Consider the following 14,325-nt stretch of genomic DNA (forward strand, 5'->3'; position numbering starts at 1 on the left):
CCATGCGATAAAAATACGATCGGGATCAGATTAATCAATCTTTTTTACTGCCTCCATTAACCTAATCCAGTGCATAAAAACAAAATCATTTTCACATGACTTTAAATCGATCCGTTATGTTATTCAGTGTGTTGCACATTCAGCATTTCCAGATCCAATTCCTGTTCAGAGATATAAACCAGTGCATTCTCACTGATCAGGTCAAATAATTCAGCGACCTCTGGATTACGCATACGGATACAGCCGTGCGACAGCGGCTCTCCCATCTTTTCAGTTTCTGGTGTGCCATGAATATAGATATAACGCTGATAGGTATCGCAGCCCTCGCCTTGATTAAAACCAGCTTCAAGGCCACTCAGCCATAAAATGCGCGTCAGGATCCAGTCACGCTGCGGAAATTCCGCTGCCAATTCGGCATTATAAATTTCACCCGTCGCCTGACGTGCGACAAATACACTATTTAAGGGAGCATTCTGACCAAACTTTTCAGCAATCTTGTGCCAGCCACGAGGAGTCTTGCCACTATTTTCAGTTTCACCAATGCCATTTTTGCCACTGGAAATCAGATATTGCTTGTTTAGATTGGGCAGATACAGCTTTTGTTGGGCAAGATCAATCAGGATATCGGCTTGATCCAGATGCAAGGTATTCATGACTTGTTATTCTCAGACTCTATTTTATTTGGCTCTATAGGGTTTAATTTGCTATCTACAGATTGCGGAGTTTGTAGATCTGTCTTTTCTGGGTCGACTGTATTTTGCTGAATAATGATCTGATTCGGTTCAGGGCGTCGCCATAACCAGATCGCGACGATCAGCATAGTAACATTGGTAAAGGCTTTTACGGCCAAGGGCGCTGTGGTAAACAGCATGATGATCCCGCTGATCAGCATCATGATACTGGCCAGCCATTTGGCCTTACGCGGTACAGTACCATGCGCGCGCCAATCTCTTAAGGTCGGACCATATTTAGGATGATTCAATAACCAGTCATCCATTTGCGGCCAGCCTTTGGATGCCGCCCAGGCCGCCAGAATCAAAAAGACCGTTGTTGGCATACCCGGCAGGATTGCACCGATAAAGCCCAGGATCACAAACAGCACCACCAGACTTCGCCAAAACAACACTTTCATACATCAACCCTAGCCGCAGAATTCAGGTAGTATAAAGCGTTTTCCGATACTGTCCGTTGTATTTCTGCACTTTTCACAGGTTGTACTATGCCCTTTTCCAATTTAAACCAAAATCTTGTAGAAGCATGGCAACGTTATCAACATCCTCTGGTGCGTCAACTGGCATTTGCTGTTGGCAGTCCGAATATCTTGTCCCATGTTCCAGATGAACTTGAGCTCATACATCGTTTTGAACTGCATGACAGCCAAACCTGGCAGCAACATCTTAGCCGTTATCATCCACGCTTGGAATTTCTTGATCAGCATCCAGAAGAATTAATCGAATTTGTGCAGCAACTAAAAAGCACGCGTTTAGGGCTGCGTTTTGAAATGCTGGTCTGGTTCTGGTTACTCGATGATGCTTATCACCCCTATCGACTGCTTGGCCATAGTCTGCAAAAAATTGAGGGTGCCAAGACCTTGGGTGAGCTGGATTTTCTGCTATTGAATACTGCTACAGGACAAATTGAACATTGGGAAGTGGCATTGAAGTATTATCTGGCCGAAGCCGATTTTAGTCTGCCGCATTGGTATGGCCTGAACCGCACCGATACTTTAATCAGAAAAATGAAACATTTCACACAAAAACAATTCCAGTTTGATGAGGCTTTGCAGCATCCCATTCAAAAACGGTATTGCGTCCTCAAGGGACAGCTATATTTGCCTACACATCATGCCGATCAGCCAATTCCCTCATGGATCAATACCGAGCGTCGTCTGGGCGTATGGGGACAGCATATTCCTGCTGCACAGCACGGTTTCTATCGTCTGCAACGACATGAATGGATTTATCCGCAAGCCCGGCCGAGCAGTTCAACTGCGATCTGGTGGACGGATGGCCTCTATAAAAAGGTCGATAGTAATGACTTTTATATGTATCGCAATCCGGTGCTGATCCAGCATCCATCGCATAAGCCCCTATAAAGCATTACATTTATTAACCGAAGCACTATGAAAACCACATATTTTTTAGGGCGTATATTTTCTACTCTAAGTCCCACATCATAATAATTTTATTATTGATTATACGGAGATGATGATGAAAAAAATTCTTGCTGCTTCATTAATGATAGCTTTTGTATTGACTGGCTGTAACACCGTAAAAGGCATGGGCAAAGATGTGTCTAAGGCTGGCGATGCGGTAACCAATACTGCTGAAAAAACCTCTGACGAAATCCGTCAAAACTAGTTTTTTCCTAAACGCTCACAGAACCCTATCCCAGATAGGGTTTTTTTATATCAGTCGTTCACATTCAAGCCTATATTCGCCTATTATAGAACCGAAAAAATTATCGACTGTTGAATACCGTATGAGCTCTTCCGCTACCCTCGATTTAAGCCTGCAACTATTACGTCAGCCTTCTGTCACACCGATTGATCATGACTGCCAGAACATCATGGCTGAACGTTTAAAGAAGATTGGTTTCAATATTGAATCCATGCGCTTTGAAGATGTAGATAATATCTGGGCACGCAAAGGCACAGAAGGTCCGGTCTTCTGTTTTGCTGGCCATACTGATGTCGTGCCAACAGGGAATCTGGATGCCTGGAACTCAGATCCATTTTTACCAGAAATCCGTGAAGGCAAACTTTATGGTCGTGGCAGTGCCGATATGAAGACCGCGTTGGCAGCCATGGTAGTTGCAACAGAACGTTTTGTTGAAAAATATCCGAATCATAAAGGTTCGATTGCCTACCTGATTACTTCAGATGAAGAAGGCCCATCGATTAATGGTACGGTGAAAGTGATTGAAACACTGGAAGCGCGCAATGAGAAAATTACCTGGTGTCTGGTCGGTGAACCGTCAAGTACTAACAAACTGGGCGATATTGTCAAAAATGGCCGTCGTGGTTCATTAAATGCCAACCTTACAGTCAAAGGCAAACAAGGTCATGTGGCTTATCCGCATCTGGCCGTGAATCCGATTCATACCGCTTCTAAAGCCATTGCTGAACTGTGCGACACAGTCTGGGATCATGGCAACGAATATTTCCCGGCGACGACCTTCCAGATTTCCAATATCAATTCGGGTACAGGCGCAACCAATGTTGTTCCCGGCACCATGAACCTATTGTGCAACTGGCGTTATTCAACTGAAGTGACCGCGGAAGAACTCAAAGCACGTACCCTGGAAATTCTGGATCGTCATGGTGTGGATTATGACATTTCCTGGACTTTATCTGGCATGCCATTCCTGACACCAGTCGGTGAACTGGTAAATGCAGCTAAAACCGCGATTCTGAATGTGGCAGGAACTGAAACCGAACTCTCGACTTCGGGTGGCACCTCAGATGGCCGCTTTATTGCGCCTACAGGTGCACAAGTTCTGGAACTTGGTGTATTGAATGCCACAATCCATCAGATCAATGAACATGTCGATATTGCCGACCTAGAGCCACTGGCTGAAATTTATGAACAGATTCTCGTGAATTTACTCGCCGACTAAGTAAATTCATAACGCAATAAAAAAGGAACTCCATGGAGTTCCTTTTTTATATTTTTTAATTTGGATTACAGTCCGATTGTAGCCTGAATATTCGTCATATTCGGAATATGGAACAGCTGTTCATTCATGCGCACATATTGAAAGATGGCAGGATCATTCACGGGCTGATCGACATCAACTACTTCGGAAATACGGATCCGGATGGTTTTCGGCATTTCATTACACATCAGGGCAAAGCGCTGAGTGATTTCATCACCCTCAATCACCAGTGCCACTCCATTTTGACGTGACGGATCACTCACTGCATAGACCGGCAACTGTGCCTCATGCCATTCCACTGTCTTGACCTGGGTATTGCTATCCAGTGCTGACAATACAATGTTTTGTGGCAATAGCATCGGATCTTTGCCATGACAGTCAATAATATAGGCATCAATAAATCCGGTCGATACCGTAATCAGATGCTGAAGTTCCTGCTGGCTAATCTGATCAGCCATTTTACTGCTTGAATTGGTCTGACTCATGTATTACCCCTGTTTTTCAGCAATGAGTTGTTGGATATTGGCCAGCAGTTCCGCTTCCTGGAACGGTTTACCCATATAATGCGTTACACCCAGGCTGAATGCACGTTCACGATGCTTCTCACCGGTACGTGAGGTAATCATGATAATCGGCAAGTCACGGTGAATATCATGGTGACGAACCAGATTGGTGACTTCAAAACCGTCCATACGTGGCATTTCGATATCCAGCAACATCAGATCCGGTCTGACGTTTTCAAGCTGCTCGATCGCATCTACGCCATCTTTGGCAGTGACAATATCATAGCCTTGACGTTCAAGCAGACGCGACGTCACTTTACGTACAGTCACCGAGTCATCGACAATCATCACCAGACGACGTGCATTTGAATTACGCGAACCATCACGCTGATCATTCAGCTGTTTGACACGCTGTGTCGCCTGAATCTGGCGGGCAACATTCTGTCCATCGAGAATCAGACAGACCTGACCATCACCCAGAATCGTGGCACCGGCCACTACCCCGACGTTGGCAAACTGCTGTCCAATCGGTTTTACTACAATCTGCGCTCGTGAACCGACCAACTGATCGACCAGCAAGGCAATGGTTTGACCACTATTACCTTTAATCAACAGCACCGGCAATGAATGACCAACATTATTCAGACGTGGAATCGGCTGGTTGCCAACAAACTCAGACAGATAACGCAGCTTATAGTTTGCGCCATCGATCTTGAAATAGTCATCTTTACTGTTGAAATAGCTTTCCAATGTGGTCGGTGCAATACGCACAATTCGGTCAATCTGCGCCAGAGAAATCGCATATTGCTGATCGCCCACTTTCACCATCAAGGCATCGCTGACCGCTACGGTCGTCGGTACGCGAATCGTAAAGACCGTACCCTTGCCCAGTTCCGAGCTCACTGACACATGGCCGCCAAGAGATTTGATCTCGCTTTGAACCACGTCCAGACCGACACCACGCCCGGAAATCTGGGTCACTGCTTTCGCGGTACTAAAACCAGGATGGAAGATAAATTGCAGGATTTCTTCCTGATCAATGACTTGATCCGCCTTGATCAAATCCAGACTCAGCGCTTTTTCACGAATCTTCTCCGCATCAATCCCCTTACCATCATCACTAAAGGACACGATTACATCGGTACCCTGACGGCTGATGTTCAAGACAATCGAACCGACTTCCGGCTTGTTCAGTGCGATACGATCTGCAGTATCTTCCAGACCATGGTCAATCGCGTTACGCAGCATATGCTCAAATGGGGTGACCAGACGCTCGAGAATATTACGATCCAGTTCACCTTCGGTATTCTGTACGATCAGTTCTGCAGGACGGTTCAAGGTGGTCGAGGTTTGACGCACGATACGCTGTAAACGCGGCAACATCCGGTCAAACGGTACCAGACGGGTGCGCATCAGGCTTTCCTGAATTTCCGCCTGAATACGGGATTGTTGCAATAACAGTCCTTCAGTTTCGCGAATCTTGTCGGCCAGCGTACTCTTGAAGTCGACCAAATCCGATGCAGATTCTGCCAGTGATTTGGACAGCTGGTTTAGAGAGGAATATTGGTCCATTTCCAGCGGGTCAAAGTCGGCATAACGCGAATTCTCTGAACCATGTTTGGCAATAATCTGTGATTCCAGCTCGCCTTCCATTCGACGCAACTGATCGGCAAGACGCTTGATCGCCAGTTCCATCTCGTTCAAGGTATTGCCCAGCTGCCCCAGGTCCATCTCGATACGCGAACGGTTAATCGAGTTCTCACCGGACAGGTCAATCATCTTCTCGACCAGATCAGCAGAGATACGGATCATCTCGTTATTGCTATCGCTGCTACCACTATTCGCCCATTCACCCATCATCTGTGGCGGTTCAGTACCATCACCTTCAACAAAGCCGAAGTCGGTGCTGACTACCAGATTATCTGTTTTCGCCAGACGCTCAGGCAATTGCGCAGTAACGTCCACATAAGCAATCTTTTTCAGACTGCTGTGCAGCTGCTCAAAACCGTTATAGTCACGCTGGAAAATCGCCTGTCTTAACCAGACCAGCGTTTTCTGCAATAAGCCATCATAGGCATTCGAGTTAAATTGATAGACCGCAAACTGTTCGAATGTTGTTTCCAGCTCATAGGCAATACTGGCCACTTCTTCAACATCAATCATACGTGCGCCGCCCTTGATACTATGGGCAGCACGCTGTAATTGCAGCAATAAACTACGGTCACTACGCTGGTCAAACCATTGATTGAGCAGCTTCTCGGCATTCGCCAGAATCTCTTCGGATTCTTCCAGGAAAGATTCTTCAACAATGGATTTCAGTTCGTCTTCTTCAGAACGTTCCACTGGTGTGTCTTCAGTAGCCTCAGGAGATTCCAAGATTTCCAGTAATTCTTCAGCTTCAGCCAGATCAGTTGCAGGCTGTTCAGTCGTTGCTGACTCTTCAAGTTGCGGCTCAGAAATTGATGTCGCTTGGACCTCTGCAACTTCAACTACAGTGTTCGCGCTCTCCGCAGCAGCAACAGCTTGTCCAGACACCAGCGCCTGAATATTTTGCAGAATCGCAATCGCTTCTGGTGCAGGATAATCAATACCGTCTTCCCGAATCGATTGAATACGATCGGAAATGTTGTCCTGTACTAGGCGAATAATTTGGATTAAAGCAGGTGTCACGGCAATTTGCTGACGGATCACACGCTCATAAATACTTTCCAGTTCATGCGCAATCAAACCGATATGCGAAGCTGCAATCATGTTTGCACCACCTTTTAAGGTATGCAAATGACGCATCAGATTGTTAAGTGAAGTCGTATCATCCTGTTTTTTGCTCCAGGTATTCAGATCTTCATCAATGCCTGCGAGCAATTCATCCGCTTCTTCCAGGAAGATACTTAATAATTCTTCATCAAAATCACGGTTGGTTTCAGTACTTTGCTGCTGCTGACGATCTGCAGCGATGCGTTGACTCAAACCAGCAAAATCGACACTGCCAGGCGCGACAGTTTCAGCCACTTGTGTGGCCTCTGAGCTTAGCTCAATATTCTGATTACTAGTATCTTCAGCAAATATCTCGAGATCCTGCTGCACAAATGCAGACAGTTCACTGAGTATTTTTTGAATCTCATCATTCAGAATGACGCGCTGTCCTGCGGCCAGGGTATCAAATAAATGAATAAATTCCTGGTGTGCCTGTGCGAACAGCTCATAAGCATAATCACTGTTTAGCAGCACTGGCTTTTCAAGTAGCGCATCATAAGCCGATTTCAGATCGGCAGTGAATTCATGAATTCCCTGCGCTGCCCGGCTTTCTGTATGTGCCAGCAATTCTGCAGCCTGCTGGCTGAGTGCCTGAATATATTCCGGATAATCGACTTGGGCGCGTTTATCAAATTCAAACTCGGCATCCAATAACAGATCAATATCCAACTCAACCAGTTTGGACACCAAGCCTTGCGTCTGAATGCTATTGGTTTCAATAACTGCAAAGCCATAATTATTCCAGACACGCTCAAAGGTGGCATATACCGCATCCAGTTTTGCAGTATTGCCCTGACGTAGCAAATGCAGATAGTCACTGACAAACTCAGCATACTGAATCAGTAAAGCGGTTTCTTTTGAGGTTGAGACAATTTCATCTTGTAGCAGGGTTTTGAACAGATGCTCTACTTTAGAGCTGGCCTCAAAAATCTGGTCAATCTGCGCCATGGATGAACTACCGCGCAAGGTATGAATCGCACGAATTAGCGCATTATAATCTTGTGATTTTTCATCTTCAGTGCGAAGGAAGGTGGCAATCGTTTCCAGATGCTCTTCTGCTTCTTCAATAAAGATCGCCACAGTTTCTTCGATATCACTGCGAACCGGTACTTCTACTGGCGCTACTGTTAGCTCAGCTTCACTTGGCTCATTGTCTGCAAGCTCAAGACCTGTCATCTGACCTTCAGCAGTCAAATGAACTGCCAATGCCAGTAATTCTTCCAATGCAGGCTCAGGCGAAATTTGTTGTTGTAATTGTTGTCCCAAGAGCACCATTGGACGCAGGTCGAGATCCAATTGCTGTACATGTTTGAATTTTGGATATAAAGCATATTGATAGACATTCAGTACCGCTTGGGCAAATTTTTGCACCGTCGGTGTTAGCTGAATCGAACCGGACAAAACCCGGTTTAAGGTATCTTCAACCGCCCAGGCCATTTCCCCTGCCGATTTTGCCCCGACCATGCGGCCTGAACCTTTCAGGGTGTGAAAATGGCGGCGAATGGTCTTCAGATTTTCTTGATGATCTGGATTAGTCAACCATTCTGGAAATAAAGCATTTAACTCAACGAAGATCTCTTCGATTTCCTCAACAAAAATTTCAAGAATTTCTGCATCTTGGTCAAGATAACTATCTTCAGGAAGCGTTGTCGTTTCAACTAAATTTTTTAATATTTCTTTCATAGCTCATGCTTCTTACGTTATGCCGCCAAGAAGGGCGCTCAAACTTAATTGTGACCGTCACGCGATACCTAACGTATGAAGTTAAGTACATCTTGTCGAGGCTTTATCTGTATTTTCTGAATGTGTCTCAACCGCGGTCAAGACACATTTCCCCATCATGTCTGACTTTATTCTGGTAGTTTAAAGTCAGATACAGATTCACGTAATGCATCGGCCATGTTTGCCAGTTCAGATACTGAACGTGCTGTATCGAAGGTTGCACTGGTGGTTTGCGAGGTAATTTCCTGTACGACATTCATCGTGGTCGCAATATGACCTGCAGATGCTGACTGCAGTTTCGCAGCATCAGAAATGTTCGCAATCAGTTTCGCCAGGTTGTTCGATACTGTTTGAATCTCATCTAGTGCTACACCGGCATCTTTAGACAAGTTCGCACCACGTACAACTTCCGATGTAGTTTGTTCCATCGAAATAACGGCTTCGTTCGTATCCGTTTGAATGGTTTTTACCAGGCCTTCAATCTGCTTGGTTGCAGAAGCTGAACGTTCCGCAAGACGCTGTACTTCATCGGCTACGACCGCGAAACCACGACCCGCTTCACCGGCCATCGATGCCTGAATCGCTGCGTTTAATGCCAGGATGTTCGTCTGGTCAGCAATATCGTTAATCAAGGCTACGATATTACCAATTTCCTGAGAAGATTCACCCAAACGTTTAATACGTTTTGAAGTTTCCTGAATCTGTTCACGAATCGTGTCCATACCCTCAATCGAGCGATGTACGACATCCGCACCGTTTGCAGCAATTTGTACTGAACGCTCTGCTACCACCGCTGATTCATCGGCGTTGGCAGATACCTGGTCAATCGACAGTGCCATTTCGTTAATCGCTGCAGAAGCACCAGCAATTTCTTGTGCCTGATGCTCAGATGCTTCAGCTAACTGGTTGGTAATGCTTTGTGTAGTTGCAGTATATTGCGCAACTTCTTGTGAAGTTTCAGTAATACGCGATACCAGGTCACGTAACTGGTCAATCGCAAAGTTAATCGAGTCGGCAATTGCACCAGTAAAGTCTTCAGATACTGTTGCATATGAACGCAAGTCACCGTCTGCAAGATCGGCGATCTCATCCAGTAAACGTAAAATCGCATTCTGGTTACGGTCATATTCTTCTTGTAAACGGCCTACACGCTGCTTATCCGACAAGCCACGCAGAGAAAGTAACTTGAATACACACAGCAAGAAACCGACTAATAATGCGATCAGAAGGACTGCCGGAACAACCGTTTTAAGACCTGAGTTACCCGATAATTTATTCAGGTTGTCCAAAAGCACATCAGATTGAGAAAAAATAGATGCGGCTGCCTGACGAACTTTTACGATCTGTGTAGAGTTTTTCAGAATAATCGCTGATGCAGATTCCAGTACGTCATCATATTCAGCCTTGATGCCTTCCAGAGATTCACGCAGGGTTGGATCAGCAATACGCTGTACACCCAGTTCAGCAGAACCATTTAACTGTGCATTCAGATAAGAACCAAAAGTTTCGGTATCGGCACTGAAGTCATCCGCAGATTCACGTGAACCATCATTACCTGTCAGTACCAAACTGATTGAACGTAAGATACGTTCTGCAATGAATACCTGGTTTTTGGCAATAACCACCTGGTTCGATGGCATATCTTGACGTGCCATCTGGTCGACCATCAAGTTATATTCCGCCTGAATCCCCGGAATCGCTTCACCAATCGCGATGTTGGTGTCGTATAACTGGTTAATAATCTTTTGTTGCGAGGTAATCAGATCAATACTGCTGGATACTTCTGTCCACTGTTTATCAACAGCTTGCAAAGCATCATTGTTAGAGTGAATACTTTTAACTGTCTCAAGATTTTCAGCAAAAGCTTTTTGCGAGTCAGTGAGGTTCTTCATGGCCTCAGGCGTACCCGAAGCTGTCGCTTCAGTCGCTTGGCGCGAAATCGTTTGCGAGAGGAGACGCAAATCACCCAGACTTTGAGTGAGTTCGTTGGTACGTGGAACACTATAAAAAAGATACAATAAAGTGATCAGTGCGGCTAAAAGACAGCCTGCTGCTCCATAGATCAGCGGTTTTGATTTTTCACTATCACCAAATACACGTGATAACTGATCTACTTGCGTTTGAATCTTAGCTAAAAAAGCATTACCGCCTTTGCGGCCAGTGCTCTCACCTGTATTTTTCTTTTTAAGTTTAAAGCCCATGCAGCCTCTCCCCGGTTGACGCCTTGCTTACTTTCGAGCGCGACATTTAATTTATAAATTTTATAGATGCGTTCATAAATTTTGGATTTTGCAACAGACGACTGAATAAAAACACATGCCACTGCTGGTTGTGCTGATGGAAAAACCCCTGACAATATTCTTGTAAGTTTTTATCCAATTCAGATTTCTTCGAAAAGAAACTTTTCTTATTGAAATGTTGTATACCCAAAACTTGATCTACGACCAAACCCACATACTGGTCATTATGGTTGATGCATAATACTTTTTGAGTCGGTGAAAATTGACTGCTCTGCCCTGATACATACTGCGTCAGATCAGAAACCGATAACAGTCTTCCCCGGATATTCGCCAGACCCAACACCCATGCTTGTGTCTTGGGTACCGGCGTATATTCTGGGGGATAAATCACTTCTGATACCTCCCCCAGCGGGGCAACAAAATATTGCCCCATCATCTCAAAAGCAATGCCCGACCATCGGTTAACTTCATTGCCATTGGAAACGTAGTTTTTATTCCCCCGTTTCGCAATGCGAAGCAATTCGATAAATCCATTTGCTGCCATAGAGCTTATCCTGCATTGAGGTGCTGCTTAATTACATCTATTAATTGTTTTTCATCGACTGGTTTTGTTAGATAATCCGCTGCGCCTTGACGCTTGCCCCATACACGGTCAGTGGCCTGATCCTTGGTACTGACAATCACGATTGGAATATGTTTGGTCGTTGCACCACGTGCAATCTGACGGGTTGCCTGAAAACCATTCACACCCGGCATAACCACATCCATCAGAACTAGGTCCGGCAATTCTGCCTGTGCCATGGTGACGCCATCTGCGCCATTGGCTGCTTCAATCACCTCAAAGCCATGTTTAGAAAGAATCTCTCTAAAGCGAAAAGTTTCTGTCGGTGAGTCATCCACAATTAGGATACGTGCCATGCCAATTCCCCAAAAAAAATCAAATATTAAGCACTAATATGGTTACGGATTGCATTGAGCAATTCATCTTTACTAAAAGGTTTGGTCAGGTATTCATCTGAACCCACGACACGACCTTTGGCCTGATCAAATAAGCCATCTTTACTCGATAGCATAATCACAGGAATATTCTGGTAATTCTGAGAGTTTTTGATTAAGGCGCAGGTTTGATAACCATCCAGGCGCGGCATCATAATATCTACAAAAACGATATCTGGATTTGCTTCGGCAATTTTTGACAAAGCCTCAAAACCGTCTACTGCAGTAATGACCTCATAACCTTCGCGTTGAAGAAGAGTTTCCGCAGTACGACGAATGGTCTTTGAGTCATCAATAACCATAATTTTTAGATTTTGGAATTTATCGTCCATTTGTTTAACCCTTCCCATTTTAGAAACTATATGCCATAAGGCTCATAGGATTATTTTATTACGATCGATAAACATTTTTAACATAAAGTCACTTGTATTATCAATGAACATTTTCTACACAAGTAGACAAAATCATTTATTTTTAATAACAGCTTCACATTTTCTTATCGTTATTGGTTTTTTTTTGACTAACGGTAGTTTTTTATTGATAAATTTAAGTCTAATATAACAAGATTATTACTTTAAAATAAGTAATTTAGTCAACTTTAAATTCGGGGAGCCAATGATGAGTCAGTTTTTAAGAAAACTTGCTGTCATTGATAAAAATAAAATGACTGGTCAATTCATTGTTGTTGTGCTGCTACTGTTACAGGTGAGCTTAACGTGTGCGAGTAGTAACCAACTCCCGCAAAAAGCCACTTGGTATCGTTATTATGACAGCAAGGGTGTGGCCAATATCAGTACTAATGTCACGCCAAATCATATCCGTTATGGCTATGAAGCACTTGACCAGAATATGCAGGTGATTAAGCGTGCCCGTCCTTATAATGCCGAAGCGGATATCAGGCAAGCGCCACAACGTGCCCAACAGGCGCAGCGAATTGCCGAAGATCATAAACTCAAGCGTGCTTATAACAATAGCCAGACCGCTTTACAGAAAAAGAATGACAGCCTGGTCCAGTTAAAAAAACAGATTGATTTTCAGCAAGAACAAATGAAGCAACTGCAAAAAGATCGGGTCATGTTTGTGCGTCAGGAACGTGAATATTTACGTAAAGGTAAAACCCCACCGGCACACCTGAAAACAACATTAGACAATAACCAGAAAAATCTCGCTTCCCAGAAAGAAAATATTCAATCTTTACAAAGTCGCTATCGAAATCTGGAAGCAGAATACGACAAAATTATCGCCCGTTTAAAAGCACTTGAATAAATACAAATAGCTAGCCGTGGTTTTGATCCATAGCCAGCTAAAAGGACTCATATGCAAACTGCACCGCATTCTCATGATTTAAATATGCCTTCCCCGCGCTCTATCCTGATCATGAGTGCACTTTGCTTAAATATGTTTTTAGTGGCTTGTGATAAAAATGAACCCGTACAGCAAACCAAAACAGCCAAATCCATTGAAGTCATTCCTCAAGATCTAGTTGCAGTTCAATCTGGCAATTCAGTTCAAAAAACCGCATTCACCGGCACCATTCGTGCAGTCAATCAAAGCAGCATACAGTCACAGGTCTCTGCTACTGCCACCAGCGTAAACGCACAGGTAGGTCAAACAGTTGCCAAGGGACAAGTGCTGGTACGCCTGAATAATCAGGACAATGCAGCTCGTCTGGCACAGGCGCGTGCGAATCTGGCCTCAACTCAAGCGCAAGCCAATCAGGCGCACAACATGATGCAGCGTAAAAAGCGTCTGCTCGATCAGGGGTTTATTTCAAAAGTAGAATATGAACAAAGTCAGGTCGATTATCAGGCCCAGCTTGAAAATGTCCGCGCCCAGCAAGCCAATGTCGATATTGCCCAGAAAGCCGATCGTGATGGCACCATGACCAGTCCGATCAGTGGCGTGATTACGCAACGTCAGGTTGAACCGGGTCAAACCGTTGCCATTGGACAAACCCTGTTTGAAATTGTCGATCCGAAACGGCTGGAAATTCAAGCACGCGTACCCAGTGATCTGCAATCAGGTTTAAGACTGGGCAGTCAGGTCGAATACAACATTCAAGGTAATCCAAATCGGCTCACTGCCGTAATTAGCCGGATTTCCCCCATTGCAGATCAGGCCAGTCGACAGATCGAATTCTTTGCCACGCCGAATGAATCTGTTCCATCTTTAAGTATCGGCTCCTTCGTTGAAGGCAACATTCTGAGTTCACAACAGGTTTCTGGCCAGCTGATTCCATTAGATACCGTTCAGGATATCCAGAGCAAACCCTATGTCTGGGTGATTCGCCAGAATAAAATTATCAAGGTCAATGTTCAGGTTCTAGAACAGCGTTATAGTGACAACCTTGCCGTGGTTCAAGGATTGGAAAATGGTGATCAGGTCAGCCGGGTTAAGTTTAGCGAAGCCGATCTGCAAAAAACTGTCACCCTTCGCGCCAACTAAAGCCATTC

The 14,325-nt window shown here is 44.7% G+C and carries 12 protein-coding genes and 1 pseudogene; 5 read left to right on the top strand and 8 right to left on the bottom strand.

What is annotated here, in order from left to right; all coding sequences use genetic code 11:
* Positions 1–119: 119 nt before the first annotated feature.
* On the bottom strand, positions 120–653 hold the full coding sequence (gene elsL / locus ACTL4S_RS12995; RefSeq protein WP_441299473.1) for a cell wall-recycling L,D-carboxypeptidase ElsL: 534 nt from the start codon (positions 651–653) through the stop codon (positions 120–122).
* 125 nt (positions 654–778) lie between these two features.
* Positions 779–1,132 (bottom strand): annotated as a pseudogene (locus tag ACTL4S_RS13000) (YbaN family protein); the annotation flags it as partial.
* An 87-nt stretch (positions 1,133–1,219) separates the two neighbouring features.
* Here ACTL4S_RS13000 and ACTL4S_RS13005 point away from each other — a divergent pair.
* From ACTL4S_RS13005 to dapE, 3 genes are all read left to right on the top strand, one after another.
* On the top strand, positions 1,220–2,095 hold the full coding sequence (locus tag ACTL4S_RS13005) for a DUF1853 family protein (protein WP_441299474.1): 876 nt from the start codon (positions 1,220–1,222) through the stop codon (positions 2,093–2,095).
* Positions 2,096–2,207: 112 nt separating this feature from the next.
* Positions 2,208–2,360 (top strand): entericidin A/B family lipoprotein, encoded by a 153-nt coding sequence (locus tag ACTL4S_RS13010; protein WP_171501397.1) that lies wholly within the window; start codon positions 2,208–2,210, stop codon positions 2,358–2,360.
* A gap of 121 nt (positions 2,361–2,481) precedes the next feature.
* The gene (gene dapE / locus ACTL4S_RS13015) at positions 2,482–3,618 is read left to right on the top strand and encodes a succinyl-diaminopimelate desuccinylase (protein WP_441299475.1); all 1,137 of its coding nucleotides are present in this window, start codon (positions 2,482–2,484) and stop codon (positions 3,616–3,618) included.
* 65 nt (positions 3,619–3,683) lie between these two features.
* Here dapE and ACTL4S_RS13020 read toward each other — a convergent pair whose 3' ends face one another.
* The 6 genes from ACTL4S_RS13020 to pilG all read right to left on the bottom strand — a co-directional run bounded on the left by ACTL4S_RS13020 (position 3,684) and on the right by pilG (position 12,204).
* Complete coding sequence (locus ACTL4S_RS13020) at positions 3,684–4,142, bottom strand: hypothetical protein (protein WP_441299476.1); 459 nt, start codon at positions 4,140–4,142, stop codon at positions 3,684–3,686.
* A 3-nt stretch (positions 4,143–4,145) separates the two neighbouring features.
* The gene (locus ACTL4S_RS13025; protein WP_441299477.1) at positions 4,146–8,597 is read right to left on the bottom strand and encodes a hybrid sensor histidine kinase/response regulator; all 4,452 of its coding nucleotides are present in this window, start codon (positions 8,595–8,597) and stop codon (positions 4,146–4,148) included.
* A gap of 167 nt (positions 8,598–8,764) precedes the next feature.
* Positions 8,765–10,837 carry a methyl-accepting chemotaxis protein gene (locus ACTL4S_RS13030; RefSeq protein ID WP_005106253.1) on the bottom strand — a complete coding sequence of 691 codons (2,073 nt, stop codon included), beginning with the start codon at positions 10,835–10,837 and terminating at the stop codon, positions 8,765–8,767.
* Positions 10,838–10,883: 46 nt separating this feature from the next.
* Positions 10,884–11,420, bottom strand: a complete 537-nt coding sequence (locus ACTL4S_RS13035) for a chemotaxis protein CheW (protein WP_004280709.1) — start codon at positions 11,418–11,420, stop codon at positions 10,884–10,886.
* Positions 11,421–11,425: 5 nt separating this feature from the next.
* Positions 11,426–11,794 carry a response regulator gene (locus ACTL4S_RS13040; protein ID WP_004280710.1) on the bottom strand — a complete coding sequence of 123 codons (369 nt, stop codon included), beginning with the start codon at positions 11,792–11,794 and terminating at the stop codon, positions 11,426–11,428.
* A 26-nt stretch (positions 11,795–11,820) separates the two neighbouring features.
* Positions 11,821–12,204 carry a twitching motility response regulator PilG gene (gene pilG, locus ACTL4S_RS13045; RefSeq protein WP_004280711.1) on the bottom strand — a complete coding sequence of 128 codons (384 nt, stop codon included), beginning with the start codon at positions 12,202–12,204 and terminating at the stop codon, positions 11,821–11,823.
* A gap of 286 nt (positions 12,205–12,490) precedes the next feature.
* Here pilG and ACTL4S_RS13050 point away from each other — a divergent pair, with 286 nt between their 5' ends.
* A complete protein-coding gene (locus ACTL4S_RS13050; RefSeq protein ID WP_005104054.1) occupies positions 12,491–13,138 on the top strand; it encodes a hypothetical protein in 648 nt (215 codons plus the stop codon).
* Between the two features lie 51 nt (positions 13,139–13,189).
* Positions 13,190–14,317: an efflux RND transporter periplasmic adaptor subunit gene (locus tag ACTL4S_RS13055; RefSeq protein ID WP_441299478.1), complete on the top strand. Its 1,128-nt coding sequence runs from the start codon at positions 13,190–13,192 to the stop codon at positions 14,315–14,317.
* The last annotated feature ends 8 nt before the right edge of the window (positions 14,318–14,325 follow it).

It is taken from the genome of Acinetobacter lwoffii (assembly GCF_052078135.1).
Classification (GTDB): Bacteria; Pseudomonadota; Gammaproteobacteria; order Pseudomonadales; family Moraxellaceae; genus Acinetobacter; species Acinetobacter lwoffii_Z.